This window comes from Rhodococcus sp. 3258, from assembly GCF_031456475.1.
Taxonomy (GTDB): domain Bacteria; phylum Actinomycetota; class Actinomycetes; order Mycobacteriales; family Mycobacteriaceae; genus Rhodococcoides; species Rhodococcoides fascians.
In genome coordinates, this window is sequence record NZ_JAVDUT010000001.1 from 192,571 (window position 1) to 219,121 (window position 26,551).

Genomic DNA, 26,551 nt, shown 5'->3' on the forward strand with positions numbered 1-26,551 from the left:
TACTCGGCCGGACCGACAGGTTCACGTCACCGACGAACTCGGCCAGGACGTGCCGCCCGATCGACGATGCTAAGCCGGGCCGACGTGGGTGAGCAGACCCGCGCAGATCGTGGCCCGCACCTCCGTGTCGGCCAGATCTTGCGCCGAGCGATGCACCGGGTGCTCTTCGAGAACGACGATGTCCGCGACGTCCCCGACGCGGAGCGCAGCGCGGTCGCCGCTCGCCGCTCGCAGTGCCGCGCCGAGAGGAACCGATTCCTCGGCATGCCACGGCGGCCGGTCGTCGTCGGTTCGGAATACCGCCGCCGCAACGCCTGCCAGTGGCTCCGGTGGACTCACCGGAGCGTCGGAGCCGAAGAGCAGCGTGGCACCGCTTCGATGTAGCGACCCGTAGCCGTAGGCCACCGAGCGTCGACCTGCCCACAGATCCTCGGCGATGTCGCGATCGGCCATGGCGTGCTGCGGCTGCACCGACGCCGCAACGCCCAGCGCCGCGAAGCGTGCGATGTCTTCGGGGACGAGCTGCTGCGCGTGTTCGATACGACCTCCGCAACCGGCCCGCTCGAACGCATCGAGCGCAACACCGTTCGCCCGGTCACCGATCGCATGGACAGCAGAGGTGATTCCGCCGCGAGCTGCGCGAGAGACGAGCTCGAACAGTCCGTCGCGGGTCTCGAGCAACAGTCCGTAGGCGTTGTCACCGTCGACGCCCGGGTAGCGATCGTGACAGCAGGCCGTTCTGGTGTTCAGCGAGCCGTCGAGCATGACCTTCAGCGGTCCGCGCCTGATCATGTCCGAGACGGCCGAGACGTCGCCGGTGCGCTCCCCACGATCGAGCGCTTCGTCGAGCCACTGCGGCCACACCGTGGTGTCGACGCGCACTGCGGGAGATCCGGCCGACAGGCGTCGATCCCAGACCGTCCGGTTGTCGGCGAACTCGAAATCGACGACGCCGGTCACTCCGCGGACCGCCAGTGCCGCGGTGGCGTCGAGCACAGCTCGGTCCAGCTCGGCCGGGTCCTCCAAGGCCTCCAGCGCCATGACGGCCTCGAGACCGTCGACGTCACGAAGCACTCCGGTGGGATGGTCGATACCGAGATCGCGCAGCAGCGCCGGACTCAGCCACAGCGTGTGCAGGTCCATGCTCGTCAACGCCACACGCACACCGGGCAGCGCGTTCTCGAGCAGGTCCTTGTGTGGTTCGTCGGGCCACTGCGCGTCCCGAAACCCGTTGGCGCGCACTACGGAATCGCCTGCTGTGCGCGCATAGGGAAACACCAGTGCCACGGCATCGGCCGCCGACGAGGCCGGCCCGACGTCGATACGCCGCCGCGCCGCTGCCCATTGCGTCAGATGAACATGACTGTCCACGAAACCCGGCAGGGCCACTCCCCCCGCCCCGTCGACGACCTCGACGCCGCGGGTGCGATCGCTACCGGCCGGGGTGATGGACCCGATGGTCGAGCCGACGAGTTCGATGTCGAAGAGCACGCCGGAATCATCCAGTGCGACATTGGCGATAATCACTCCTGGGACTCTAGAGCGTCGCCCCAGACGCAGGCGCGCATGCCATCCTCTAGCAATGAAGACAGAGCCTGTGGCGATGCAGACAGATCGGACCGACCCCGTCGGATATCACGCGACCGTCACGGTGCGGTGGTCGGACATGGACGCATTCGCGCACATCAATCACGCGCGGATGGTCACCCTGCTCGAAGAGGCGCGCATCGAATGGCTGCTCAGCGAGGGCGAGGCCAACGAAAGCCTGATCAAGAGTGCGTTGATCGCGAACGTCACCATCGCGTACAAGAAGCCGCTTCGGCACTCGGACGGTCCGCTCGACGTCACACTCTGGTTCGAGAAGGTACGTGCGGTCGATTTCACCATCGGCTACGAGGTACGGGCAGCGGGCGCGGCCCCGGATTCGCCGCCTGCGGTGGTGGCGACCACTCGCATGGCGATGGTCGACGTCGGGGCGGAGACTCTGCGCCGGATAGCGCCCGAGGAGAAGGCCTACCTCGCACGCTGGACTCGCTGATACTCCGCCGCGCGATCTGCGAACCAGCGCACCGCCTCCGGATCGTCGACGGCACTGGTGTCGAGAGCAGTTGTCGCGGCAGCACCTTGGAACATTTTCTTGAGCGGCACTTCGAGCTTCTTACCGGTCCGCGTGTGCGGGATCGCGGGTGCTGCGACGATGTCGTCGGGAACGTGCCGCGGGGACGCCTGAGTCCTGATGACGGCAACGATGCGCTCGCGTAGCTCCGCGGTGAGCCCATCCGGGACCACCACGAACAGCGGCATCCAGTATCCCCCGTCGGGCTGTTCCATGCCGAGCACCAGGGCCTCGGTGACCTCGTCGAGAGATTCGACGGCCTGATAGATGTCTGCGCTTCCCATTCGAATCCCGTTGCGGTTCAGCGTCGCATCGGAACGACCGTGCACGACGACGCTGCCGCGTTCGGTCACGGTGATCCAGTCGCCGTGCCGCCAGATGCCCGGATAGGTATCGAAATACGCGTCCCGATAACGGGTTCCGTCGGGATCGTTCCAGAACCGCACCGGCATGGACGGCATCGGTTCGGTGACGACCAGTTCGCCCACTGCGCCGTGCACCGAGTTGCCTGCCTCGTCGTAGGCGTCGAGCGCAACGCCCAGGAACGGAACCGACAACTCGCCCGCCCAGACCGGCACGGTCCGCACTCCCCCGGCGAACGCCGACACCACATCGGTACCACCGGAGATCGAGAACACCGGTACGTGGGCTCCGACGTTCTCCGACAACCAGATCGACGACGTCGCGGGCATCGCAGACCCGGTGATCCCGATGGCGCGCAGGCTCGAGAGATCGTGATCGGCACCGGGGTGTGCGTCCGCCTTGATGCACGCGAGGACGTACCCGGGGCTGGTACCGAGGTACGTCACACCCTGCGCGGCCGCAATGCCCCACAGCGCATCCGTTCTCGGGAACGCTGGATTTCCGTCGGTGGACACGATCGTGGCACCGACGAGCAGACCGGCCACCTGGAAATTCCACATCATCCAGCTCGGGCTCGTGTACCAGAAGAACACATCGTCGGGTCCTAGATCCGAGTGCAGTGCAACGGATTTGAGATGCTCGAGCAGCACGCCACCATGGCCGTGCACGATCCCCTTGGGTCGTCCCGTCGTCCCCGACGAGAACACGACCCACAACGGGTGATCGAACGGCACTGCGACCGGAGCGAGCTCGCGCGGTGTCGCGGTCGCGTCCGCCCAGCTCAGCGACGTCGCCGCGGTTCCCACAGTCCCGGCAGCGTCGCCGATGGTCACCACGGTGCGAACCGTCGGCAGTCCTTGTGCGAGGGTGTCGACGTCCGCACCTTTGTCGCGGAAGGCCCCTCCGTAGACGTACCCGGACGCGGTGATCAACGCCGCGGGATCGAGCTGCCCCAGTCTGTCGAGCGCTGCCGCCGCCGAGTAGTCCTGCCCACACGCAGCCCATACCGCGCCGAGACTTGCTGTCGCCAGGAAGGCGATGATCGCCTCGGGCACGTTGGGCAGGTACCCGACGACGCGGTCGCCTCGCCGGACGCCCGCGTCGGACAGGGTGCCCGCCAACGCACCGGCCTGGGCGATCATCTCGGACCACGTGACGGTCCGCGTCGAACCGTCCTCGGAGGCATGAACGATGGCGGCTCGATCTCCTCGAGCGTGCCGGACGACCTGATCGACGTAATTCAGCTCGGCACCCGGGAACCACTGCGCCCCCGGCATACCGTGGCCCTCGAGCACCGACTCCGGTTCGGTGGTGGAGCGAATGTCGAAGTAGTCCCACACCGCTGTCCAGAACGATTCGATGTCGTCGATCGACCACCGCCACAACGCTGCGTAGTCGGGCAGCGTCACCTCGTGGCGCTCCTCGACGAACCGGGTGAACTCGGTGACCCGAGCGTGCTCGACATCGGTATCGGTGGGCGTCCACAGCGCACTGGTCATGGACGTCAGTATGTCAGCCCAACGGCTGGGTTCAGATCAATCCGAGCGAGCGTTCACGCATCTCGACCTTGCGCACCTTGCCGGTGACGGTCATCGGGAACTCGTCGACGACGTGCACGTAGCGCGGAATCTTGTAATGCGCGAGGCGACCGTTGCAGAACTGCCGCACCGCGTCCGAATCCAGTGGTGCGGCACCGTCTCTGAGCTGTATCCACGCCATCAACTCCTCGCCGTACTTCTCGTCGGGAACACCGATGACCTGAGCGTCGAGGATGTCGGGGTGGGTGTAGAGAAATTCCTCGACCTCGCGGGGATAGATGTTCTCGCCGCCGCGAATCACCATGTCCTTGATGCGCCCGGTGATCGCGACGTAGCCGTCACCGTCCATGACTCCGATGTCGCCGGTGTGCATCCACCCGTCGCTATCGATGGCCTCCGCGGTCTTGTCGGGCTGCTCCCAGTAACCGATCATCACCGAGTAGCCACGGGTGCACAGTTCACCCGCCTCGCCTCGCGGCAGTGTCTCACCGAGAACGGGGTCGACGATCTTCACTTCGAGATGCGGACCCACACGACCGACAGTGGACACTCGCTGCTCGATCGAGTCGTCGCTGCGAGTCTGCAGCGATACCGGCGACGTCTCGGTCATGCCGTAGCAGATGGACACCTCTGCCATTCCCATGCGTTCGATGACCTGCTTCATCACCTCGGTGGGACAGGGTGATCCGGCCATGATTCCGGTACGGAGGCTGCTCAGGTCGAATTCGCCGATGTTCTCCAGTGCCAACTCGGCGATGAACATGGTCGGTACGCCGTAGAGCGAGGTGCACTTCTCATCGGCCACGGCCGTCAAGGTCGCCACCGGGTCGAACGCCGGACCGGGGATGACCATCGTTGCTCCGTGCGACGTGCACGCGAGATTGCCCATCACCATGCCGAAGCAATGGTAGAACGGCACCGGAATGCAGACCCTGTCGTTCTCGGTGTAATGGCAGAGCTCGCCGACGAAGAAGCCGTTGTTCAGTATGTTGCGGTGACTGAGCGTCGCACCTTTCGGGAAACCCGTTGTACCCGATGTGTATTGGATGTTGATCGCGTCGTCCGGGCGGAGTGTGCTCGACACGTCGGCGACCATCCGCGGAGTCTTCGCCAACGCTCGGTGCCCTCGATCGGTCATCGCTTCCCACTGAATGCTTCCGATGAAGAGGACCTCGCGCAGAGTTGTCACTTCCGGTCGCACGTCGTCGATCATGGCCGTGTAGTCGGACCCTTTGAACTCGGTGGCCGACAACAGCACCGAGACACCCGCCTGTCTCAGCACGAACTGCAGCTCGTGCGAGCGGTACGCCGGATTGATGTTGACCAGAATTGCCCCGATCTCCGCCGTCGCATATTGCGCCAGCGTCCATTCGGGGCAGTTCGGTGCCCAGATCCCTACTCGATCGCCTACTTGTACTCCGGCCACGAGAAGCCCCGCCGCCAACAACTCGACGTCCGCCGCGAACTCCGAGTAGGTCCACCGCCTGCCCGACGCGACATCGACGAGGGCATCGCGTTCGGCGTGCCGCTCGACGGTGCGATGCAGGTTTCGGCCGATCGTGTCGTCGAGTATCGCTGTGTCCGAATCGCCGCGGGCGTAACTGTCCATGAGCCTCACGGTAGTGACGCCGGTCACGGCCGGCCACCCCCGAATGGGGGTCCTACTCCAGCGTGATGACGTCCGCAGCCTCGAGCACCTCGGCGCGCGACGTGTCCTTGAGCGCGACGCCGGACCGTCCGAGCTTCCTGGCTCCGGCCAGCAGACCTGCCACGATGCGGGCCGACTGCGCGTACCCCTGCCCCTCGGGCGGGTGGATGTTGGAGATGCAGTTGCGATCGGCGTCGGTACGGCCGGGCTTGGGAAGGTGCGTCAAGTAGATACCGAGACTGTCCGCGACGGACAGGCCCGGCCGCTCCCCGATGAGAACCAGTACCGTCCGCACGCCCATCGCCGCCGCGATGTGATCACCGAGCGCCACTCGGGCCTCGGTCGCAACGACCGGTGCAGCAATCGAATACCGCTCGGCAAGTTCGGTTTTCAACGCTTCCACCATGGCGACACCGTGATCCGCCAGGGCACGGGGAGACAATCCGTCGCTCAGCACGATGCCTATCTCGTCCTCCGAATGTGCAATCGCCGACAAATCCTTCGGCTGACGACCCAGGTCCGGACGACGCAGATACTCGGCCCGGCTCGTCGCCAACGACGTCACCACCGAGGGTGTACCGAGCCCCACCTGCTCCACCCGACGCACGAACTCGTCGACCTCGAGTGGCATGTGCACCGCATCTCGGGCCGCGGCGTGCGCCGAGCGAAACTCGAGCACCCGCGTCGTCGGCAACGAATCGCCGATACGCCCCAGACCGATCCGAGCTTGGGTACTCGCCCGCAACTCACCCCAGAACTCTGCCTCGGGTCGTTCCGCAGGCTCCACTCCCAAATCCGGTCGTTCCGCAGGCTCCACTCCTGCCTCGGGTCGTTCCGCAGGCGTGCTCATCGCGCACTCATCAAGGCCCGCAGCGGCGATCCCGCGGCATCGACGTCGAGGACTCGGCCGTCGGCGTCCGCCATCCCCAGCCGCGAGAGCCAGGACTCGAATTCCGGTGCGGGCCGCAGACCGAGGACCTGTCGCACATAGAGCACATCGTGGAAGCTCAGGGACTGGTAGCCGAGCATGACGTCATCGGCTCCCGGCACTGCAATGACGAATGCGACGCCGGCCGCACCCAGCAGCGTGAGCAGCGTGTCCATGTCGTCCTGATCGGCCTCGGCGTGATTGGTGTAGCAGACGTCCACTCCCATCGGTAGTCCGAGGAGCTTGCCGCAGAAGTGGTCTTCGAGGCCTGCCCTGATGATCTGCTTGCCGTCGTACAGGTACTCGGGCCCGATGAATCCGACCACGGTGTTGATCAGCAGCGGCTCGAGATCACGGGCCACCGCGTACGCACGCGTCTCGAGGGTCTGCTGATCGACGGGCCGGTCGCCTGTACCGATGTGCGCGCCTGCCGACAGCGCCGAACCCTGGCCCGTCTCGAGATACATGACGTTGTTCCCGACGGTTCCGCGGTGCAGCGATCTACCCGCCTCGTTGGCCTCACGGAGCAACGAAATGTTCACGCCGAAGCTGGAATTGGCGCCCTCGGTACCCGCGATGGACTGGAACACCAGATCGACCGGAACTCCTTTGTCGATCAATTCCATCGTCGTCGTCACGTGCGAGAGCACACAGGACTGCGTCGGGATCTCGAATCGCTGCCGAATCTCGTCGAGCAGATGCAGCAGGTCGGCGGTGGCCTGAGGTGAGTCGGTCGCGGGATTGATCCCGATGACCGCGTCACCCGACCCGAGGAGCAGCCCGTCGAGTGTGGCCGCGGCGATGCCACGCGGGTCGTCAGTCGGGTGGTTGGGTTGCAGACGCGTGGTGAGAGTTCCGGGTAGGCCGATCGTCGTCCGGAACGCCGACGTCACCTGCGCGGCCCGAGAGACCGCGATCAAATCCTGGTTCCGCATGATCTTGCTGACCGCCGCGACCATCTCGGGTGTCAATCCGGCCGCGACCGATCGCAGTGTCGCGGCCGCATCGGGCCCCGCGGTCACCTGCAGCAACCAATCCCGAAGACCTCCCACGGTCAGGTGTGAGACGGCCCCGAACGCGATGCGGTCGTGAGAATCGATGATGAGCCTGGTGACCTCGTCGCTTTCGTACGGAACGAGCAGATCGTGCAGGAAGACATCGAGGGAGACCTCGGACAACGCCCACTGCGCGGCAGCCCGTTCGGCATCGGATTCGGCCGCGCAACCGGCCAATTCGTCACCCGATCGCAGCGGTGTCGCTTTGGCCATCAGGTCGACCAGACCGTCGAACGTGTAGGTGGTCCCGGATACCTGCTGGGTGTAGATCGTCATTCCAGTTCGGCCTCGGCCTCGGCCAGTGCGGCGAACTCCTCGTCGGGTGAGTTGGCGACCAGATGATGTCTGCTGTAGATGCCGAAGTAGGCCATGAACGCGACGAACACGGCCAGACACCACAGTGCCGCAGTGGAGTCGACGACGAAGGTGGCGACGACGGCGAGTGCCGCGATGATCAACGCGAATCCGGTGGTCACAACGCCCCCGGGGGTTCGGTACGGCCGTTCCATGTTCGGCTCGTTGCGGCGAAGCACGATGTGGCTGACCATCATCAGAACGTAGCTCAGTGCCGCACCGAACACGGCCATGTTCAGCAACATTCCGCCCTGACCGGTCAGGGAGAGCAGGAATCCGATGACACCGGGCACGATCAGCGCGAGCGTAGGGGCTTTGCGAGAGTTGGTGATGGACAGCGTCTTCGGCAGGTAGCCGGCACGGGACAGCGCGAAGAGCTGACGCGAGTACGCGTACATGATCGAGAAGAAGGACGCGACCAGTCCGGCCAGGCCGATGTAGTTGACGATCTTGCTCGCAGTTCCGTCACCGAGCGCCTCCACCAACGGGTTTCCCGATTCCTTGACGGCGTCGGCCCCGCCCGCTCCGGTCACCAGGAACAGCACGACGGCACCGGTGACGAGCAGTACGCCCATGGCGGCGATGATGCCGCGCGGGACGTTCTTTGTCGGATCCTTGGCCTCCTCGGCGGCCAGCGGCACGCCCTCGATGGCGAGGAAGAACCAGATGGCGAACGGCACAGCCGCCCAGATGCCGAGGTAGCCGAACGGCAGGAATCCCGAGGCTCCGGCTGCGTCGGTCGGCGCGATGTCGGTCAGGTTTCTCGCATCGAATTGTCCGAGGGCAGCGATGGCGAACACGATGAGTCCGACCAAGGCGATCGCGGTGATGACGAACATGATCTTGAGGGCTTCGCCTGCGCCGGAGAGGTGAATTCCGATGAACACGGCATAGACCACCAGGTACACCCACCACCCGTCGGTGATCCCGAACAGTCCGAGCGATTCCACGTACGCGCCGATGAACGTGGCGATGGCGGCGGGAGCGATGGCGTACTCGATGAGAATGGCTGTGCCGGTGGCGAACCCGCCCCACGGTCCGAGAGCACGGCGGGCGAAGGTGTAGCCGCCGCCCGCCGCGGGCAGTGCCGAGGACATCTCGGCCATTCCGAGGACCATGGCCAGGTACATGCCCGCGATGATGATCGCCGCGATGAGCAGACCACCGAAGCCGCCTTCGGCGAGACCGAGGTTCCAGCCCGAGTAGTCACCGGAGATGACGTAGCTGACACCGAGGCCCGCGAGAAGTACCCACCCGGCGGTCCCCTTCTTCAAGGTTCTCTTGGCCAGGTAGTCACCGCCCTCGACGTGCGACTGTGTGCCCTCGTAGGAGCCGGATTTCGGGTGAGGCGACTGTGGATCTTTCACGGACATTGCAAGCCTCTCGTACCAGGTCCCTCGCGAGGGGACGCCCATTCGGGTGTGTGGGGCGCGCGAACCGGTTCACGATAGGTCCGTGATGTAAGCGGAGTGTCATCGGTGAATGACGGGCGAATTACGGCTGCTGTGCAACCGCATTCACGTCACCGATATCTCCCTCGTCCGGTTCTGCGACTGTCAGTACTGCGTCCACCACAGCTCTGTTGGTTTCCAGCTCACGCTCCAGCCGCCGGAGCGTGTGCGCGATGCGTGACTCTGCGAAGTCACCGACGAGATCGACACTCGCCACCACGTAGATCTGTTTGGGACCGACGAACTCGATGCGAACGAACCGGACCGACGCCACCTCGGGGAGTAGCTCGATGCGCTGCACTACCGCGTTCCATAATGCTCGCGATCCTGGTTCGCCGGTGAGGAATCGGCGGTTTCGATCGATCAGCACGAACGCCACGATCCCGAGTAGAACGCCCACCAGAATCGAGCCGATGGCGTCGAACGCCGCCGAACCGGTGAGCTGGTGCAAACCGATTCCCGCACCGGCGATCACGATGCCGATCAGAGCCGCGCTGTCCTCCGCGAACACTGCCCGCAGCGTCGGATCCGACGTCTCCAACGCGTAATCGAGAAAGTCCTTGTCGTATTGCGCTGCCTCGCCGCGTATTTGCCGTACCGACTGGAGGAAGGACACGCCCTCGAGCAGAAACGCGATGGCGAGCACGACGTAGGCGACGAGGTAGTTCTCACTGCTCGACTCACCGGCAAGCAACGAGGTGATGCCGTGCCACACCGAGACCGCCGCACCGGCGACGAACAAGCCGATGGCCGCGAGCGTCGACCAGAAGTACGTCTCCCGGCCGTACCCGAGCGGGCGCCGATCGTCGGGGCCGCGCGCCCCGCGGCGATTGGCGACGAGCAGGAAGATCTCGTTACCGGTATCGGCCCAGGAGTGAGCGGCCTCGGCGACCATCGACGCGGACCCGGTGAACACCGCCGCGAACGTCTTGGCGATGGCCACACCGAGGTTGGCGACGAACGCGATCACCACGGTGCGCAGGCTGTCGCCGCCGTCGGCCGCGTCGGTTTTCGATGAGCTCTTCATCGTTCGCACTGTATGCGCTGCGCGCAGTGGTGCGGCTATGTGCCGCCTGGGGCACACGGGAGTGTAGCCCGCGGAACGACCCGGAAGCGGAGCCGCACCACTGCCGTAGGCACTCAGCCCTGGAGCATTCCCGGCACAGGACAGGCGTCGACGGCCTCGGCGACCACGAGTGGGTCGTCGGGTACCGGCGGTCGTCGGCCCTCTTCCCAGTCGACTCCGACGAGAGGTGGATGCGCGGCGAGAAGTTCGTTCTCCTCCGGGGTGTAGGCGCGCCCACGGCTCAGGAACCGCACGCCTTCGGGCGATTCGAGCGAGAATCCGCCGCCGCGGCCCGGCACCACGTCGAGTACGAGTTGGGTGTGTTTCCACGCTTGGAACTGCGAACCCGAGATCCACACCGGTACGCCGTCGACACCCTCGGGGAGGTCCTGGGCGATCTCGCCCACTCCGAGCCTGAGGTCGATGTACCCGAGCAGAACGTCGCGATCGCCGACGATGAATTCGCCTGCGGGATAACACATCGGCGACGAGCCGTCACAGCATCCGCCGGACTGATGCATCATCAGTTCGCCGTGGATACCGCCGAGGCGACGGAGAAGATCCATCGCCTCGGCGGTTGTCTTCAGCCGCGCGGGCGGCCGAGCGTTCTCCATCAGAAGAAGCCCTGCGCCTTCTGGGCGTAGCTCACGAGCAGGTTCTTGGTCTGCTGGTAGTGATCGAGCATCATCTTGTGGTTTTCGCGACCGATACCCGACTGCTTGTAGCCGCCGAACGCGGCGTGCGCGGGGTACTGGTGGTAGGTGTTGGTCCACACTCGGCCGGCCTTGATGTCGCGGCCCGCCCGGTAGGCAACGCCGCCGTCGCGGGACCAGACGCCTGCGCCCAGTCCGTAGAGGGTGTCGTTGGCGATGTCGATGGCGTCGTCGTAGTCCTTGAACGACGTCACCGACACGACCGGTCCGAAGATCTCTTCCTGGAAGATGCGCATGTCGTTCTTGCCCGTGAAGATCGTCGGCTGCACGTAGTAACCACCGTTGAGGTCGCCGCCGAGCTGTGCGCGTTCGCCGCCGGTGACGACCTGTGCGCCCTCGCCCTTGCCGATCTCGATGTACGAGAGGATCTTCTCGAGCTGATCGTTGGACGCCTGGGCACCGATCATGGTCTCGGTGTCGAGCGGATCACCCTGCCGCACAGCCTTCGTGCGGATCGCGGCCAGTGCGAGGAACTCGTCGAAGATGTCAGCCTGGATCAACGAACGCGACGGGCAGGTGCACACCTCGCCCTGGTTCAGGGCGAACATCGTGAAGCCTTCGAGGGCCTTGTCCTGGTAGTCGTCGTTGGCCTGGAGCACGTCGGAGAAGAAGACGTTGGGGCTCTTGCCACCGAGTTCGAGCGTGACCGGGATCAGGTTCTGCGACGCGTACTGCATGATCAGGCGGCCGGTGGTGGTCTCGCCGGTGAAGGCGATCTTGGCGATGCGCGGGCTCGACGCCAGCGGCTTGCCTGCCTCCACACCGAATCCGTTGACGATGTTGATCACGCCCGGGGGCAGGAGGTCGCCGATGATCGAGATCAGGTGCAGGATCGAGGCGGGAGTCTGCTCGGCGGGCTTGAGCACCACGGCGTTACCGGCAGCGAGCGCGGGCGCGAGCTTCCAGACGGCCATGAGAATGGGGAAGTTCCACGGAATGATCTGTCCGACGACGCCCAGCGGCTCGTGGAAGTGGTAAGCGACGGTGTCGCTGTCGATCTCGGACAGTGAGCCTTCCTGCGCACGGATGCAGCCGGCGAAGTACCGGAAGTGATCCACCGCGAGGGGGATGTCGGCGTTGAGGGTCTCGCGGATCGGCTTGCCGTTGTCCCAGGACTCGGCCAGAGCGATCGACTCGAGGTTCTCGGCGATGCGGTCGGCGATCTTGTTGAGGATCACGGCGCGTTCGGCCGCGGACGTCTTGCCCCAGGCGGGAGCGGCGGCGTGCGCGGCATCGAGGGCGAGTTCGATGTCCTCGGACGTGGAACGGGCGACCTCGCAGAAGTTCTCACCGGTGACCGGAGTCGGGTTCTCGAAGTACTGGCCCTTGACCGGTGGCACCCATTCGCCGCCGATCCAGTTGTCGTAGCGCGACTGGAACGACATGACGGAATCGGCGGTACCTGGACGGGCATAGACGGACATTGAAAATCCTCCTGATCGACACGTGCTGCACTGCTGATGCGGTGTGTGATTCAGGACACTAGGGGGTGCAACGTTGCAACTACGTTGCCGTCACTCCGACGGCACCGCCGCGACGGGTGCGTCAGACTCCGAGATCGCGGTCGAGCAGGTCGATACGTGCGCTGACCTGGCCGTAGAGTGCGGAATCGCGGCTCAGCGTGGCGCGATAGGCCTCCCATGCGATCACGTCGGATCGACCGTGAATGGAGGAGGTCCACTGGGCGAGCAACACCGGATCCCCCAGCCGCAACAGTGCAGCCTGCATACGAGACCGCAATTCTTCGCGAATCTCCTCGATGCCGGGTGCGGACGAGCCGGGCAACACCGGTCCGGTGTAGATCCGCAGAGCCGCCTCGACGTCGCCGCGGTCCAGGGCACGTCGGATGTCGCCGACATCGGAGGACAACTCGCCGACCAATCGGTACGGCCGGGATGCGAGGCCTGCGGTACCGAAAGACTTACGCAGCCGCGACATCTCTGCGCGGATGGTCACCGAATCGAGTTCCTGCTCGTCGAGCAGGACGGCGAGATGGTCCGAACTGAGCCCCTCCGGATGATCGCCGAGCAACAGGAGAATCTCGGCGTGCCGCTGTGAGAGAGGCGTTCGACCCGAGCCGCGTACCACTCCGGGCCGGCCGGATCCGAGGACCTCGAGACGAGGAGCGGTATCGCCCAACGATTTCGGTGAGTTCAACAGGTGCAGGCGTAATTCGGACTCGGCGGCTGCGACGGTGGCCCGCACCAGCGAGAGCACCTCGGGTACGGCCACCCGCGGCCCGCCGGTGATGTCGATGGCTCCGAGGATGTGGCCGCTGGTGGGGTGATGCACCGGTGCTGCCGAGCAACTCCATTCGTGGACCGATCGCGAGAAGTGCTCGGACGCGAAGATCTGCACGCTGTGATCGACGGCGAGTGCCGTTCCCGGCGCGTTGGTCCCCTTGCTCTCCTCGCTCCAGTCGACACCTTCGGCGAAATCCATCGTCAGCGCGCGGTCCTTGGCCGAGGAATCGCCCTCGACCCACAACAGGCGGCCCTCCGCGTCCGAGATTGCGACGAGCAGACCGGTGTCGGAGGCGTCCTCGACGAGCAGTTTGCGAATCACCGGGCGGATGAGTGCCATCGGATGCCCGTTGCGGTAGCGGTCGAGGTCCGGCCCACTCAGGGCCGGTGCCTGACTACCGCCGTCCGGGTCGACACCCTTGGTTCTACTTCGCATCCACGAGTCGAGTACGACGGACCGCACCGCCGAGCCGTGTGTACGGATGTCGTCGACGAAAGATTGATGGGCACTGGACATTTGGCGCGCCAGCACAGTGACATCCTCACCGGGGCGCACTGCGACCCAGGGGTTGCCGCCACTGTCCGATCGGCTTGCCATTCGACGCTTCCTCCGTGACCTGTCCACATCGTTGTAACCCAGCTCACAGGCAAGGATACAGCCGCTGTCGACGGGTGCGACCGGGGCCGGTCCCGTCGACGACGACCGGCTACTTCTTCTTGACGGCGGAGGTGATGATGTCGTTGCTGGTGTCTCCACTCGACTTCGCTCGCTTGTCGGCGCGCTTGTCCTTGAGTGATTTGCCGGATTTCTTGGTCATCGTGTTGCGGGGCGATTTGTCCGACATGGCAGAAACCCATCTGTTGGGGAACCTGAACGGTCCCCAGACCACGAACGCTACGCCTTACGCGCCGCGATCGTGCCGATCGATCAGCGCCGCGGCCCGCTCGGCGAACATGACGGCCGTTGCGTGGGGCCCTCTGCTGGGCACTACCGGGAACGCCGAGGTGTCGATGACGTACACGCCGTCGACCCCACGCACCCGACAATGGTCGTCCAGAACCGACCCCGGATCCGATTCGGGCCCCATTCGGGCGCTCCCGGACAGGTGCAACGACGTACCGAGTGGCGCGAGCGGATCGGCGATGGCGGGAACGTCCACGGCCGACGCCATGGCCGGGGATCGGAGCAGATCCACGGCGAGTTCGACCCCGTCTCGCATCGCCCGACGGTCCCGTTCCGATTCGAGGTAGTGGTAGTTCACCGTGGGAGGAGTGAACGCGTCCGCCGTGCGCAACGCGATGCGTCCTCGCGCGGTCGACCGCATCAGACCCACGCCGAACGAGTGCGGCCCCACGTCCAGACCGGGTATCAATTCGTCGAACCGCCTCGTGTACGGCCGGATTTCCACGTCGCCCGCGTGCAGCACCGCCTCGAGCGGAGACGACAACCGATCGTCCGGGGAATGTTCGGCGGAATGTTTCGGAACGAGGGGAACGGCGACCTCGGGGTGGTCGGAGAATCCGCGACCCACACCCGGACTGTCGACCACCATCGAGATACCCAGCGGGACAAGATTTTCGGGATTACCGATGCCCGATCGCATCAGCAGCGCGGGCGTGTGCACGGACCCGGCCGCCACGATCACGGTATCGGCTCGGACGATTCTGCGCACTCCGCCGACGACTGTCTCCACTCCGATCACCTTGCTGCCGTTGAACTTCAACGACACCACTGTCGTATCACCCTGGATACGAAGGTTGGTCCGGTCGGCATTCGGCAGGAGGTATGCCCTTGCCGCGCTCACCCGTGTCCCGCCCAGAACGTTCGAGGGAACAGCACCGACTCCGCCCGCCCCCGCATCGGGAGCGTTCAGGTCCTCGCGGTAGTCGATCCCGGCGTTCGTCGCCGAGTCCACGAACGCGGCGGTCAGCCGATGCCAGGCCCGCGCGGGTGGTCGGGTGATCGGCATCGGCCCGTCCGTTCCGTGCCATCGACGCGCGATGCCGGTACCGCCGGCGGCATCGAGGTCGTGATCGGTCTCGGAACGACGAAAGAACGGCAGCACCTGATCGAACGACCAGTTCGATTGTGGCCACGCCTCGAAGTCGGCGGGGATCGCCCGGACGAAGTAGCCACCGTTGACGGCGCCCGATCCGCCGAGCACTCGGCCCCGGGTCACCGTGCGCGTGACGTCGCGGGTGAGTTCGGCGGTGTAGCGGCTCACCCACCGGCTGTCCGGACCGATGGGGAGCGTCGTCGAGTCGCCCAGGCTGCGCGGAATGTCGTCGACCCCCGCAGATGCCGGCCCGGCTTCGAGCAGCAAAACTGAGCGGTCGGGATTCTCGCTCAGTCGCGCGGCGACGACGCAACCGCACGACCCACCTCCGACGACGATGACGTCGGCGTCGAGTGGACTTCCCTCGTCGTCGGCCCGGCTTTCCCGGCGCACGGGTCAGCCGTCCAGGCGGGGCTTCAACGCCTCGATGGAACGGGCCGACAGCGCGCCGCTCCACAGCCCGGTTCCGTACGCGATGTCGTCGGCGCGTTTGAAGAAGATGTATCGAACCGGATCGAGCCCGCCCAGTTCACGATGCTTGTACCAATCCGAACACGCTTCTGCCACAGCCATACCGAGCGCGATCTTCCGGATACGGCTGGACAACAACACCGCGAGCAACGTGATCGGCCAATAATGTCGACACAGCGCCGAGGCAAGTTGCCACAACCCCGCCACGAAACCCTCGGCAGCGAGAACGGCCGCGATGCGGGTGGGCTGATCGAGACCGACGAACATCTTGCGCAGCCGGACGACCGTGACCCCGAAACTGGCCAGAGCGCCGAGCAATCCGATACGCGTCAGACTGGCGGCGAGCAGACACGTCACCAACGTCCACGGCGACATCGCGATCGGCGGCACCATGCCCGGATGACGCGCGGACAACGGTGTGGCACCGGTGCCGTAGAACAGTTTGCGGGCGAACCATTCGACGAAGGCGACGCGGTGCTCGTGCGCCACGTGGGCGACGGGCTCGTAGCGCAGTCGCCAGCCCGCCTCCTGCAGACGCCAGCACAGATCGACGTCCTCGGCCACGTGCATCGACTCGTCGAACCCGTGGCATTCCACCGCAGCAGACCGGCGAAGCAACATGGCGGCACTGGGTACGTACGACACCGCGCTTCCTGCGCGCACCGCCGCTTCCTTGCGTCCGAGGTCGAGCGAGGAGCGGGCGTGCTCGTAGCGGGCCAGTGCGCTGCCCTCGGGCTCCAGCGCGACGATTCGGGGTGCCACCAGGCCCACCGCCGGATCCGAGAAGTGCCCGAGCATCACCTCGAGCCAGCCCTTGCGAGGTACCACGTCCGAGTCCAGAAAAGCAACGAAATCCGTTGTAGCGCAACGCAGTCCAGTATTACGTGCGGCCGCCGGCCCGCGTGAGGTCTCGTGCCGCAGCACCGTCACGCTACCCACGCTCCACGACACGGCAGGAACCGCCACCGGGACGTCGGATCCGTCGTCGACGATGATCACGTGCATGCCGTGCATCGCCGTGATCAGCCGCGCGAGCCCGGCCTCGTTGTTCTTGAGCGGCACCACGACGGTGACATCACTGGGCGACGGGATGGACATGGGCCGCGGGTTGCCCACCCCCGAGTCGAGCAGTTTGCGCGCCACGAGGGCGGACTGCGAGTCGGTCACCTCGATGAAACCGTCACCGATCATTGCCGCGGCCGTCGGTGCCAACGTGAGCATCCGCATCGGTGAACCACCGATCAGAACGCGTCCCTCGGAGAATGTGCGTACGCGTGGATCCACTCGCACCCCGAAGCCGTCAGGCAACCGACCTTCACCCATCAGGGCATCGTAAGCGGACAAACGGTCGGTGTGTCGGCCACCCGGTAAATCGGTCGGAACATACCTGCTCCCCGTTTCTGCTCGAGGCCTCGAACAGGCTTTCCGCCGGTTCTGCACCGCGATCGCTCACACGATGACGCCGTGCGGGGACGGACTCCATCTCTGCACCGCACCCAGCACGCGTTCCCGCAGTTGCTCGAAAATGAGCCGTCCCTCCTCGGCGGTGGCCCCGAGGGGATCGCCGAGCACACCGTTGGCCGTGACGGGCGCCAGGCCACCGGCGCGCAGCTCGGGCAGTAGAGCCGCGATCTCGGTGGTGTTTCCCGGTGCCGCTTTCGTCATGTCGACCACATCGGCCGAAAGATGCAGCAGCAGCGATGTTTCGGTGCGTCCGGCATGCGCGTCCGCTCCCGGCACCGAGCACGGGAACCATACGACGTCGCGCCCCTCGTAACGCAACAGCGTCACCGCCGAGCGCAGGGTGGGACCGTTGCCGCCGTGGCCGTTGACGAAGACGACCCTCTCTGCCCACCGACACGCGGAGCGTCCGTACTCCACCAACAGCGCCTCGAGCGCGGCGGACCCGATGGACACGGTGCCGCCGAAACCCTCGTGCTCGCCGCTCGAGCCGTACGCCACCGCGGGTGCCACGAGAGCGTTCGGAACCGTTCGCGCGACGGCGTCGGCGATGCGGGTATCGGTATCGAGAGGCAGGTGCGGCCCGTGTTGCTCGAGCGAGCCGACCGGAACCACGAGGAGCTTCGGTCCGACGATGTCCGGCCAGTACTGGGTACCGAGCGTGTCAGTGGCCATGAGTGCAGATGCTATCGGACGGAACCGAGCCGTCACGCGGACGAAACACACGGCCGATAACCTTCTATTCGTGCCACCCCGCCGTCGGTCGATATTGCTCTCGCAATTGTCCATATCGGCACCGGGTGGCCCGCAGCCGACAATTCTGGACGAACTCCGCCGCGTCATCCTTGCCGGTGACGCTCCTCCGAATACACCCATTCCGATAGACGAGGTCGCGGAATTGTTCGGCGTGAGCCGCATTCCGGTACGCGAATCCCTGAAGACTCTGATCGGCGAGGGATTGGTCGACCATCGACCCAATCTCGGCTACCGAGTGGCGCAGCTGACAGCGGCTGAACTGCGCGAAATGTACATCGTGCGTGAGGTTCTCGAAACTGCCGCACTCCCCATCGCGGTAGAACAGGCCACCGATGCCGATCGCGCGCACCTGATCGAGATCAACCGGCAGCTCGAGGCCTCGTTGACCGAGGACGACTCACGCGAGTACCACCGCCTCTCTCGCGAATTCCACCTGTCGCTGACCCGGCCGTCGCGGATGCACCGACTCCTGCACATGCTCGAATCCGCCTGGAACATCACCGAACCCGTGCAACCGATGGTGCATGTCGCCGGATCCGATCGGGCGTCACTGCACGACGACCACGCCGACATGATCGCCGCCTTCCTCGATCGCGACTCCGACGCACTGTTGCGCGCTGCCCAGCACCATCACACGCGTCTCAATTCGGTCATTTCGACATTGTCGAACGATCACGGATTGTTTGCCGATCCACCCACGGAAACGCCGGGCTGAAGATATATCGCTCACGTCACGAGGGCGCAATACTTCGCCGCTAGCTTTTCCCCATTCACTCGTTCCATTCATTGCCCGGCCGTCAGGAGCATCGATGACAGATACAGCGCACGGTCCCGCCCAAACGGGAGATCTCGTGGAAGCCGCGGGCCACCCCGTCGGTGGAGGCCTGATCAAGGACAGTTACGACCCACGGCTGACCAACGAAGACCTCGCTCCGCTGAAGAAGCAGACCTGGACCTCCTACAACCTGTTCGCTTTCTGGATGTCCGACGTGCACTCGGTGGGTGGCTACGTCACGGCCGGCAGCCTCTTCGCACTCGGGTTGGCGAGCTGGCAGGTGCTGATCTCGCTGCTCGTCGGCATCACCATCGTGTACTTCTTCTGCAACCTCGTCGCCAAGCCGAGCCAGGTCTCCGGGGTGCCCTACCCGGTCATCTGTCGCAGCGTGTTCGGCGTCCTCGGTGCCAACATCCCCGCCATCATCCGCGGACTGATCGCCGTGGCCTGGTACGGCATCCAGACGTTCCTGGCATCGGCAGCCCTCGACATCGTGTTGATCAAGCTGTTCCCGTCACTGGCCCCGTACGCCGTCACCGCCGACTACGGCTTCGCCGGTCTCTCCATGCTCGGATGGGCCAGCTTCCTGTTCCTCTGGGTCGTCCAGGCAGCGGTCTTCTGGCGCGGCATGGAATCGATCCGCAAGTTCATCGACTTCTGCGGGCCCGCCGTCTACGTCGTGATGTTCATGCTGTGCGGCTACCTGATCTGGAAAGCAGGCTGGGGCGCAATCGATCTCAACCTACAAGAGGTCGAGCACACGGGCCTGAGCTCGATTCCGGTGATGCTCGGTGCCATCGCCCTCGTGGTCTCGTACTTCTCCGGCCCCATGCTCAACTTCGGCGACTTCTCCCGCTACGGCAAGTCCTACTCCGCGGTGAAGAAGGGCAACTTCCTCGGCCTCCCGGTCAACTTCCTGGTCTTCTCCATCCTGGTGGTCGTCACGGCGTCGTTGACGCTTCCGGTGTTCGGTGAGCTGATCACCGACCCGGTCGAGACCGTCGCTCGAATAGACAGCACGTTCGCCATCGTTCTCGGTGCACTGACGTTCACGATCGCCACCATCGGCATCAACATCGTCGCGAACTTCATCTCCCCTGCGTTCGACTTCTCCAACGTCAGCCCGCAGCGCATCAGCTGGCGCGCAGGCGGAATGATCGCCGCCATCGGCTCGGTGCTGATCACCCCGTGGAACCTGTACAACAACCCCGACGTCATCCACCTGACGCTCGAAACTCTGGGCGCATTCATCGGACCACTGTTCGGCATTCTGATCGCCGACTACTACCTCGTCCGCAAGCAGAAGGTCGTCGTCGACGAGCTGTTCTCGATGTCGACGACGGGTCTGTACTGGTACTCCAAGGGATACAACCCGGCTGCGGTGTACTCCACCATCGTCGGCGCGCTGGTGGCCATGTTCACCGTGCTGTTCAACGGAGCCATCGACGGCATGCAGATCGCCGGAATGTCGACGGCGTCCAAGTACAGCTGGTTCATCGGATGCGGCATCGGATTCGCGATGTACTTCTACCTCGCAACGCGGACCAAGCTGGCCGTCACCAACTTCGACACACCAGTGAAAGCATAGGATCTCGCACGTGCTCATCAAGGTCATCAATCCGAACACCACGAGTTCGATGACCGCAACGATCGGTGACTGTGCCCGGGCCGTAGTCGGCCCGGGCACGGTCGTCGATGCGGTCAGCCCATCCATGGGACCGGTGTCGATCGAAAGCCACGTCGACGAAGCCCTCAGCGTCCCAGGCATTCTCGCCGAGATCGCCCGCGGCGAGGCCACCGGGGTCGACGGCTACGTCATCGCCTGTTTCGGCGACCCCGGCATCGACGCGGCCCGCGAGCTCGCATCGGGGCCCGTCATCGGGATCGCGGAAGCGGCCATGCATGCCGCGAGTTTCCTCGGCCGCGGTTTCAGCGTCGTCACCACGCTCGCACGCACGATCGGACGGGCACAGGATTTGGCCGACCATTACGGCTTCGGACGGCAGTGCCTCGGCATCCATGCGTGCGACCTGCCCGTCCTCGATCTCGAAACCGACCCCGACGCTCGCAAGATCGTCACCGAGGCCTGCCGCATCGCGGTAGAGACGGACGGTAGCGATGCCGTGGTCCTCGGCTGCGCGGGTATGGCCGATCTCTGCCGACACATCTCGTCCGAAATCGGAGTGCCCGTCGTCGACGGGGTTGCAGCGGGAACCTTGTTCGTGCAATCCCTCGTCACCCTGGGACTCGGCACCGGCAAGCGTGGAGAGTTCGCGACTCCTCCGCCCAAGCTGTACACCGGCATGCTCGACGGATTCAGCAGGGCCTGAGCGTCAGCTGCGCTGGGTTGTCGATCGAATCAGCTCCTCGGTTCTGTATTCCGGGCTCCGATCCTTTCTTCTGCCAGGATGGTCGGATCTCCCGAACAGGGGAGCTGATTCGCTCGGGTGAAGTCATGCGGTGCAACGACGTCGGTCGGTTCGAGGGTGTGCACCGACGAGTGTCCAAGACCGAGGACCGCCGAATCCAGGCCACCGCGCAGGATGTCGAGTACGTTCTCCACCCCGGCCTGACCGTTCGCGGCGAGACCCCACAGATACGCCCGCCCGATCAGCACCGCCCGCGCGCCGAGGGCGAGTGCTTTCGCGACGTCACTGCCCCGCCGGATCCCGCCGTCGAGGGTGACCTCGACGTGATCGCCCACCGCCTCGGCAATCGCCGGCAACACCCTGATCGACGCCGGCGAACCGTCGAGATTGTTGCCCCCGTGATTGGACACCGAGATCGCGGTGACACCTGCGTCGACGGCCCGGAGCGCGTCGTCGACCCGGGACACACCTTTGAGCATGAACGGACCGTCCCACTGCGCGCGTAGCCACGCGATGTCCTCCCATGACGGCAGCGGGGTGGACATCCACTCCCGGTACGCGGCGAAGAACGTCGGCGCCGATTTTCCGGGCGCAGCAAGGTTCGGTGCCGTCAGATCCGGAAATGTCCCCGACCGCGCCCACTGCGCCAGCCACCGTGGACGGGCCAAGACTTCGGGTGCCAGCCGCAGCATCGCCCGCGCGTCGAGGCGTTCCGGTATCACCGGACTCCCCCAATCGCGGCCCTCGGAGAACGACCAGTCCATCGTCAGAATCAGCCCGACCGCGCCCGCAGCGCGGGCACGATCGAGCATGTGCGCCAACAACTCCCGCGAACCCACCCAATGCAGCTGAAAGAACGTCTGCGGATTCGCCGCGACGACCTCCTCGATCGGCTTGCTCGCGAACAACGACAACCCCATCGAAACACCGAGCGCCGCGGCAGCCCTCGCGACCGCGACCTCACCGTCGGGGTGCACTGCCTGCACACCCGTCGGGGAGATCATCACCGGAAACGACAACGGTTGCCCCATCAGCGTCGTCGACAAATCACGTGCGTCCCACAGGTCGGCCACGTGCGGGGCGAACCCGAGCTCGGCGAAGGCAGCGGTGTTGTCGCCCGCCGTCAGACCACGTTCGGACCCCGCCACCAGCGCCGAATACACCGATGCCGGAAGTCGCTTACGCGCTCGCCGCTGCGCTTCGGCGACAGTCTCGAACCACTCGGTCACACACCCAGCTTCCGGTCGAATCCGGCGGGCATCACCACATCCGACGGTGACAGATCATGCACCGAGGTGTGCCCGAGCCCGAGGACCGCCGAATCGACTCCGCCACGCAGGATGTCGAGCACGTTCTCCACCCCGGCCTGACCGCCGGCCGACAGGCCCCACAGGTACGCCCGACCGATCAACACCGCCCGAGCACCCAATGCCAACGCCTTGACCACATCACTACCCCGGCGGATACCGCCGTCGAGGGTGATCTCGACCTGATCGCCGACGGCCTCGGCGATCGCCGGCAACGCCCGGATCGGTGCCGGGGTGCCGTCGAGGTTGTTACCACCGTGATTGGACACCGAAATCGCCGTACACCCGGCATCGACAGCCCGCTTCGCATCATCGACCCGCATCACACCCTTGAGCATGAACGGCCCACCCCACTGCTCCCGCAACCACGCCACGTCCTCCCACGTCGGCAACGGAGTCCCCATCCACTCCCCATACGCACCGAAGAACGTCGGAGCCGGACCACCGGTCGGTGGCGTCAGGTTCGGGGTCGTCAGATCCGGGATCTTCCCGGTCTTCGCGAACTCCCACAACCACTTCGGACGCATAATGCCCTCGGGAGCGAACTGAACCATCGCCTTGAGGTCCATCTTCTCCGGAATCGACGGGCTACCCCAGTCGCGGCCGTTGGAGAACGACCAATCCAACGTCATGATCAACCCGACCGCACCGGCTGCGCGGGCCCGCTCCATCCGCTGCAACAGGATCTCGCGTGAGCCCACCCAGTACATCTGGAAGAACGTCTGCGGATTCGCCGCCGCGACCTCCTCGACGGGCTTGCTCGCGAACGAGGACAAGCCGATCGGAATACCCCGCGCCGCAGCAGCTCTCGCCACCGCAACCTCACCGTCGGGATGCACCGCCTGCACACCCGTCGGGGAAATCATCACCGGAAACGACAGCGGCTGCCCCATCACCGTCGTCGACAAGTCCCGCTTGTCCGACAACCCCGCCACATGCGGAGCGAAACCGAGCTCCCCGAACGCCGCCATGTTGTCATCGACCGTCAACCCACACTCCGAGCCGGCCACCAACGCGGCATACACCGACTTCGGTAGACGCTTCTTCGCCCGCCGCTGCGCCTCGGCAACGGTCTCGAACCACGCACTCTTCGCCATAGCTTTGTGTTCCTATTCCATTCCTGCGAGCGGATTTTCGTCGCAGATCTTCGTCGGTGGACGCATCATCAACGTCAACGGCACCGATTTACGGGGAGTCTTTCTCTGACCGGTGCGCGAATGGTCGACACTCGATTTGGGGATCTCCCCCGCCGCTGCCAAGGCCATCTCACCGTTGCCGATCACGCACTCGGGATCCGGGCCGTCCATCGGCAGACCGGTGAAGAACTTCGCCGCCATGCACCCGCCTCGGCACGCATCGAAATGGGCGCACTTGGTGCACGCACCCGAGGTCTGCGGTGAGCGCAACTCCTGGAACAACTCCGAGGTCTGCCAGACCGATTGGAAACCGCCCATACCGTCTTTCGCGTCTCGGACGATATTGCCGGCGAGGAAGTTCTCGTGAATGGCGAACGGGCACGCATACACATCACCGATCGGATCGATCAGACACACCACCCGCCCCGCACCACACAAGTTCAACCCCGGCAGAGCGTCACCGAACGCCGAGAGGTGGAAGAACGAATCGCCCGTCAACACACCCTCACCGTTCGCAACGAGCCAGTTGTACAACTCGCGCTGCTGACCGGCCGTCGGGTGCAGATCATCCCAGACGTCCGCACCGCGACCCGACGGCCGCAACCGTGTGATACGCAGTGTCGCAGCGTATTTGTCGGCCAGAGCCTTGAAGTCGTCGAGCTGGCTCACGTTGTGACGGGTGACGACGACGGAGATCTTCGCATCCCGGAAGCCTGCCTCCTTCAGATTCTCCAACGCCCGGCACGCCATGTCGAACGACCCCGGACCACGCACCGCGTCGTTGACCTCCGCCGTCGCGCCATCGATGGAGATCTGCACATCGACGTAGTCCGAGGCCGCGAGACGTGCTGCGACCTTCTTGTCGATCTTGACCCCGTTGGTGGAGAACTTCACCCCCACCTGATGCGCCGTCGCATAGTCGACCAGCTCCCAGAAATCCGACCGGACCGTCGGCTCACCGCCACCGATGTTGACGTAGAACACCTGCATCTTCTGCAGCTCGTCGATAATCGACTTGCACTGCTCGGTGGAGAGCTCACGCGGATCACGACGACCCGACGACGACAGACAATGCACACACGACAGATTGCAGGCGTAGGTCAACTCCCACGTCAAACAAATCGGAGCATCGAGACCGAGCTCGAACTGATCGACCAATTTCCCTACCGGAGCTGGTCTTTCGAGGGTGGAAGTCATAGGGGCCGTCCTCTTCTACGAATGGGTCAAGTTCTACGGGCGAGTGATCATGTTCGAGTCCGCCAACGTCTCGAGCGCTCTCACGTAGGGAGCCGATGCCGAATCGCTGATCCCTGCGGCCGCGATCGCCGACCGCATATCCCGGTGGTCGGGAAGGGACTCGATGATCGCCACGATCGTGCGGTTCTTCAGAAACGACAGCTTGCGGGTCCCGAAGTGGTAGAGCAGCGCCCCGAACGACTCGGGACGCAACGCCACCTGCGGATGCAATACCCACCGCACATCCAGATCGAGCGCGTCCTGCACAGCAGTGGTCATGATCAGTACACGCCGCACATACCGTCGATCGACACTTCCTCCACCAACGACTCCTCCACCAGATCGGACTCGACGACCGACGTACCGACCACAGCGTTCTCACTCTTCTTCGACATCTGATTCCTCCTACGAAATCTGTTCGGCCACAATCCGATCGACTGTGTTCAGGATCACCACGCTAACGGCCGTCGAGGTTTCCGACGGGTCATGGCGCAGGAACTGGTCGGCCGTCGCGATCAACCGTCCAGTCGGGTAGGTACCGGCCCGTCCGGCCTGCGGGGTGAGCGGCGTCCGAGCGGACCGACCAGCGGTCGATCCGAGTTCTGCCGCGGTTCGCTGTGGAAAGCTCACCTCAACAGAGGGTCACAGCAGAAACGACAGAAGAAGACTTACATGACCGAGATCGATGCATTGGCACCCGGACCCGACGGGGTGTGGGCTCATGAGAACGTCGTCGTCCGGCACACTCCCGGGCTTCGATTCGACGCCGTGCGTGCAGGATCGACGGTCCAGGTGAACCACTGCCTCGCTGCGCGCGAGATCGGCGAATGCCTCGTTCCGCTCATCACCGAACAGGCGCGCCACATCGGGCTGTCCCAGAGCGAGTTCGAGCACGTACTGGTCGGCATCGTGCGCACCACTATCGCCGATCCGGTCGAGGCATGGACGACGTACTACCGAAACTCGTTGGATGACCTCCTCTCCGGTCGCGCAGAGTTCGCTCCTGTGCACGAGCGTGCCGCCGCGGCGGTCCGCGGTTCGGTACTCGATCTGGGTTCGTGCTTCGGCTTCTTCCCGTTGCGGCTGGCAATGCAGGGTTGTTCGGTCACCGCGACCGACCAGTCAGCGGGAACCATGGATTTGCTCGCGACTGTCGCTCCGCACCTCGGCGCGAGACTCGACACGGCAGTGTTCGATGCAGCCCGAATCCCGTTCGACGACAACAGTGTCGATACCGTGACCGCTCTGCACCTGCTCGAACACGTCGATGCCGAAACGGGCTCTGCCATCGTCGCGGAGGCACTCCGGGTGGCGCGCTGCCGCGTCGTCATCGCGGTACCGTTCGAGACCGAGACCACTGTCTGCCACGGACACATCCGCACGTTCGACGAGACGGCGCTGGCCGCGCTGGGATTATCGACGGGAAAGCCCTTCGATACCTCCACTTACCACGGCGGTTGGCTCGTGATCGACAAGACGACGGCACCACAACTCGTCTGAACAGTCTC

The 26,551-nt window shown here is 64.9% G+C and carries 24 protein-coding genes; 5 read left to right on the plus strand and 19 right to left on the minus strand.

All coding sequences use genetic code 11. From position 1 onward, the window contains the following. Positions 1–69: 69 nt before the first annotated feature. Positions 70–1,527 carry an amidohydrolase gene (locus J2X62_RS00800; protein ID WP_032393357.1) on the minus strand — a complete coding sequence of 486 codons (1,458 nt, stop codon included), beginning with the start codon at positions 1,525–1,527 and terminating at the stop codon, positions 70–72. Positions 1,528–1,603: 76 nt separating this feature from the next. Here J2X62_RS00800 and J2X62_RS00805 point away from each other — a divergent pair, with 76 nt between their 5' ends. After that, positions 1,604–2,038, plus strand: a complete 435-nt coding sequence (locus tag J2X62_RS00805; protein WP_027496292.1) for a thioesterase family protein — start codon at positions 1,604–1,606, stop codon at positions 2,036–2,038. On the opposite strand, the gene J2X62_RS00810 is transcribed toward J2X62_RS00805, so the two are convergent. The 13 genes from J2X62_RS00810 to mftE form a co-directional block, all read right to left on the minus strand. Continuing rightward, positions 2,014–3,978, minus strand: a complete 1,965-nt coding sequence (locus tag J2X62_RS00810) for an acetoacetate--CoA ligase (protein WP_310176286.1) — start codon at positions 3,976–3,978, stop codon at positions 2,014–2,016. The two genes, J2X62_RS00805 and J2X62_RS00810, sit on opposite strands and share 25 nt — an antisense overlap. Before the next feature lie 31 nt (positions 3,979–4,009). Beyond that, on the minus strand, positions 4,010–5,626 hold the full coding sequence (locus J2X62_RS00815; protein WP_179274178.1) for an AMP-binding protein: 1,617 nt from the start codon (positions 5,624–5,626) through the stop codon (positions 4,010–4,012). A 52-nt stretch (positions 5,627–5,678) separates the two neighbouring features. Beyond that, positions 5,679–6,452 carry an ethanolamine ammonia-lyase subunit EutC gene (gene eutC, locus J2X62_RS00820; RefSeq protein ID WP_032365646.1) on the minus strand — a complete coding sequence of 258 codons (774 nt, stop codon included), beginning with the start codon at positions 6,450–6,452 and terminating at the stop codon, positions 5,679–5,681. 59 nt (positions 6,453–6,511) lie between these two features. After that, positions 6,512–7,924, minus strand: a complete 1,413-nt coding sequence (locus J2X62_RS00825; protein WP_206498990.1) for an ethanolamine ammonia-lyase subunit EutB — start codon at positions 7,922–7,924, stop codon at positions 6,512–6,514. Continuing rightward, the gene (eat, locus tag J2X62_RS00830) at positions 7,921–9,375 is read right to left on the minus strand and encodes an ethanolamine permease (protein ID WP_310176292.1); all 1,455 of its coding nucleotides are present in this window, start codon (positions 9,373–9,375) and stop codon (positions 7,921–7,923) included. The genes J2X62_RS00825 and eat overlap by 4 nt, the downstream gene beginning before the upstream one ends. 121 nt (positions 9,376–9,496) lie before the next feature. After that, on the minus strand, positions 9,497–10,480 hold the full coding sequence (locus J2X62_RS00835; RefSeq protein ID WP_027496286.1) for a cation diffusion facilitator family transporter: 984 nt from the start codon (positions 10,478–10,480) through the stop codon (positions 9,497–9,499). A gap of 113 nt (positions 10,481–10,593) precedes the next feature. Further along, positions 10,594–11,133, minus strand: coding sequence for a DUF779 domain-containing protein (locus tag J2X62_RS00840; protein ID WP_027496285.1), 540 nt, complete (start codon positions 11,131–11,133; stop codon positions 10,594–10,596). Further along, the gene (locus J2X62_RS00845; protein ID WP_027496284.1) at positions 11,133–12,656 is read right to left on the minus strand and encodes an aldehyde dehydrogenase family protein; all 1,524 of its coding nucleotides are present in this window, start codon (positions 12,654–12,656) and stop codon (positions 11,133–11,135) included. The genes J2X62_RS00840 and J2X62_RS00845 overlap by 1 nt, the downstream gene beginning before the upstream one ends. A gap of 121 nt (positions 12,657–12,777) precedes the next feature. After that, positions 12,778–14,073, minus strand: coding sequence for a transcriptional regulator (locus J2X62_RS00850; protein ID WP_027496283.1), 1,296 nt, complete (start codon positions 14,071–14,073; stop codon positions 12,778–12,780). A gap of 109 nt (positions 14,074–14,182) precedes the next feature. After that, positions 14,183–14,320 (minus strand): hypothetical protein, encoded by a 138-nt coding sequence (locus J2X62_RS00855; protein ID WP_167326762.1) that lies wholly within the window; start codon positions 14,318–14,320, stop codon positions 14,183–14,185. Between the two features lie 57 nt (positions 14,321–14,377). Continuing rightward, on the minus strand, positions 14,378–15,925 hold the full coding sequence (gene mftG, locus J2X62_RS00860; RefSeq protein ID WP_310176306.1) for a mycofactocin system GMC family oxidoreductase MftG: 1,548 nt from the start codon (positions 15,923–15,925) through the stop codon (positions 14,378–14,380). A 3-nt stretch (positions 15,926–15,928) separates the two neighbouring features. Continuing rightward, positions 15,929–17,326, minus strand: a complete 1,398-nt coding sequence (gene mftF / locus J2X62_RS00865) for a mycofactocin biosynthesis glycosyltransferase MftF (protein WP_027496281.1) — start codon at positions 17,324–17,326, stop codon at positions 15,929–15,931. 126 nt (positions 17,327–17,452) lie between these two features. Continuing rightward, positions 17,453–18,139: a mycofactocin biosynthesis peptidyl-dipeptidase MftE gene (gene mftE / locus J2X62_RS00870; protein WP_048319836.1), complete on the minus strand. Its 687-nt coding sequence runs from the start codon at positions 18,137–18,139 to the stop codon at positions 17,453–17,455. A gap of 70 nt (positions 18,140–18,209) precedes the next feature. Here mftE and J2X62_RS00875 point away from each other — a divergent pair, with 70 nt between their 5' ends. The 3 genes from J2X62_RS00875 (at position 18,210) to J2X62_RS00885 (ending at position 21,325) form a co-directional block, all read left to right on the plus strand. After that, positions 18,210–18,935 (plus strand): GntR family transcriptional regulator, encoded by a 726-nt coding sequence (locus J2X62_RS00875; protein ID WP_032371147.1) that lies wholly within the window; start codon positions 18,210–18,212, stop codon positions 18,933–18,935. 94 nt (positions 18,936–19,029) lie between these two features. Next, positions 19,030–20,583, plus strand: coding sequence for an NCS1 family nucleobase:cation symporter-1 (locus J2X62_RS00880; protein ID WP_032373906.1), 1,554 nt, complete (start codon positions 19,030–19,032; stop codon positions 20,581–20,583). A gap of 10 nt (positions 20,584–20,593) precedes the next feature. After that, a complete protein-coding gene (locus J2X62_RS00885; protein WP_032373907.1) occupies positions 20,594–21,325 on the plus strand; it encodes an aspartate/glutamate racemase family protein in 732 nt (243 codons plus the stop codon). Between the two features lie 29 nt (positions 21,326–21,354). On the opposite strand, the gene mftD (J2X62_RS00890) is transcribed toward J2X62_RS00885, so the two are convergent. Genes mftD (J2X62_RS00890) through mftA form a run of 5 tightly spaced genes read right to left on the minus strand, consistent with a single transcriptional unit; the run spans position 21,355 to position 25,438 of the window. Continuing rightward, positions 21,355–22,593, minus strand: a complete 1,239-nt coding sequence (mftD, locus tag J2X62_RS00890) for a pre-mycofactocin synthase MftD (protein ID WP_310176315.1) — start codon at positions 22,591–22,593, stop codon at positions 21,355–21,357. Next, positions 22,590–23,768, minus strand: a complete 1,179-nt coding sequence (gene mftD / locus J2X62_RS00895; RefSeq protein ID WP_310176316.1) for a pre-mycofactocin synthase MftD — start codon at positions 23,766–23,768, stop codon at positions 22,590–22,592. Before mftD (J2X62_RS00895) ends, mftD (J2X62_RS00890) begins: the two co-directional genes overlap by 4 nt. 12 nt (positions 23,769–23,780) lie before the next feature. Then, positions 23,781–25,004, minus strand: coding sequence for a mycofactocin radical SAM maturase (mftC, locus tag J2X62_RS00900; RefSeq protein WP_027496274.1), 1,224 nt, complete (start codon positions 25,002–25,004; stop codon positions 23,781–23,783). Positions 25,005–25,037: 33 nt separating this feature from the next. After that, entirely contained in the window at positions 25,038–25,322 is a 285-nt protein-coding gene (gene mftB, locus J2X62_RS00905) for a mycofactocin biosynthesis chaperone MftB (RefSeq protein WP_032368354.1), read from the minus strand. A gap of 2 nt (positions 25,323–25,324) precedes the next feature. Further along, positions 25,325–25,438, minus strand: a complete 114-nt coding sequence (mftA, locus tag J2X62_RS00910; RefSeq protein WP_069973092.1) for a mycofactocin precursor MftA — start codon at positions 25,436–25,438, stop codon at positions 25,325–25,327. Positions 25,439–25,715: 277 nt separating this feature from the next. On the opposite strand from mftA, the gene mftM reads away from it, so the two are divergent. Then, positions 25,716–26,543, plus strand: a complete 828-nt coding sequence (mftM, locus tag J2X62_RS00915) for a mycofactocin oligosaccharide methyltransferase MftM (protein WP_310176325.1) — start codon at positions 25,716–25,718, stop codon at positions 26,541–26,543. The last annotated feature ends 8 nt before the right edge of the window (positions 26,544–26,551 follow it).

What these genes read in the sequence shown, in the direction of transcription:
- J2X62_RS00805 (WP_027496292.1), top strand. Translation starts at nt 1,604, where the DNA reads ATGCAGACAGATCGGACCGACCCCGTCGGATATCACGCGACCGTCACG.
- J2X62_RS00810 (WP_310176286.1), bottom strand. Translation starts at nt 3,978, where the DNA reads ATGACCAGTGCGCTGTGGACGCCCACCGATACCGATGTCGAGCACGCT.
- J2X62_RS00815 (WP_179274178.1), bottom strand. Translation starts at nt 5,626, where the DNA reads ATGGACAGTTACGCCCGCGGCGATTCGGACACAGCGATACTCGACGAC.
- J2X62_RS00825 (WP_206498990.1), bottom strand. Translation starts at nt 7,924, where the DNA reads ATGACGATCTACACCCAGCAGGTATCCGGGACCACCTACACGTTCGAC.
- eat (WP_310176292.1), bottom strand. Translation starts at nt 9,375, where the DNA reads ATGTCCGTGAAAGATCCACAGTCGCCTCACCCGAAATCCGGCTCCTAC.
- J2X62_RS00835 (WP_027496286.1), bottom strand. Translation starts at nt 10,480, where the DNA reads ATGAAGAGCTCATCGAAAACCGACGCGGCCGACGGCGGCGACAGCCTG.
- J2X62_RS00840 (WP_027496285.1), bottom strand. Translation starts at nt 11,133, where the DNA reads ATGGAGAACGCTCGGCCGCCCGCGCGGCTGAAGACAACCGCCGAGGCG.
- J2X62_RS00845 (WP_027496284.1), bottom strand. Translation starts at nt 12,656, where the DNA reads ATGTCCGTCTATGCCCGTCCAGGTACCGCCGATTCCGTCATGTCGTTC.
- J2X62_RS00850 (WP_027496283.1), bottom strand. Translation starts at nt 14,073, where the DNA reads ATGGCAAGCCGATCGGACAGTGGCGGCAACCCCTGGGTCGCAGTGCGC.
- J2X62_RS00855 (WP_167326762.1), bottom strand. Translation starts at nt 14,320, where the DNA reads ATGTCGGACAAATCGCCCCGCAACACGATGACCAAGAAATCCGGCAAA.
- mftF (WP_027496281.1), bottom strand. Translation starts at nt 17,326, where the DNA reads ATGGGTGAAGGTCGGTTGCCTGACGGCTTCGGGGTGCGAGTGGATCCA.
- mftE (WP_048319836.1), bottom strand. Translation starts at nt 18,139, where the DNA reads ATGGCCACTGACACGCTCGGTACCCAGTACTGGCCGGACATCGTCGGA.
- J2X62_RS00880 (WP_032373906.1), top strand. Translation starts at nt 19,030, where the DNA reads ATGACAGATACAGCGCACGGTCCCGCCCAAACGGGAGATCTCGTGGAA.
- mftD (WP_310176316.1), bottom strand. Translation starts at nt 23,768, where the DNA reads ATGGCGAAGAGTGCGTGGTTCGAGACCGTTGCCGAGGCGCAGCGGCGG.
- mftC (WP_027496274.1), bottom strand. Translation starts at nt 25,004, where the DNA reads ATGACTTCCACCCTCGAAAGACCAGCTCCGGTAGGGAAATTGGTCGAT.
- mftB (WP_032368354.1), bottom strand. Translation starts at nt 25,322, where the DNA reads ATGACCACTGCTGTGCAGGACGCGCTCGATCTGGATGTGCGGTGGGTA.
- mftA (WP_069973092.1), bottom strand. Translation starts at nt 25,438, where the DNA reads ATGTCGAAGAAGAGTGAGAACGCTGTGGTCGGTACGTCGGTCGTCGAG.
- mftM (WP_310176325.1), top strand. Translation starts at nt 25,716, where the DNA reads ATGACCGAGATCGATGCATTGGCACCCGGACCCGACGGGGTGTGGGCT.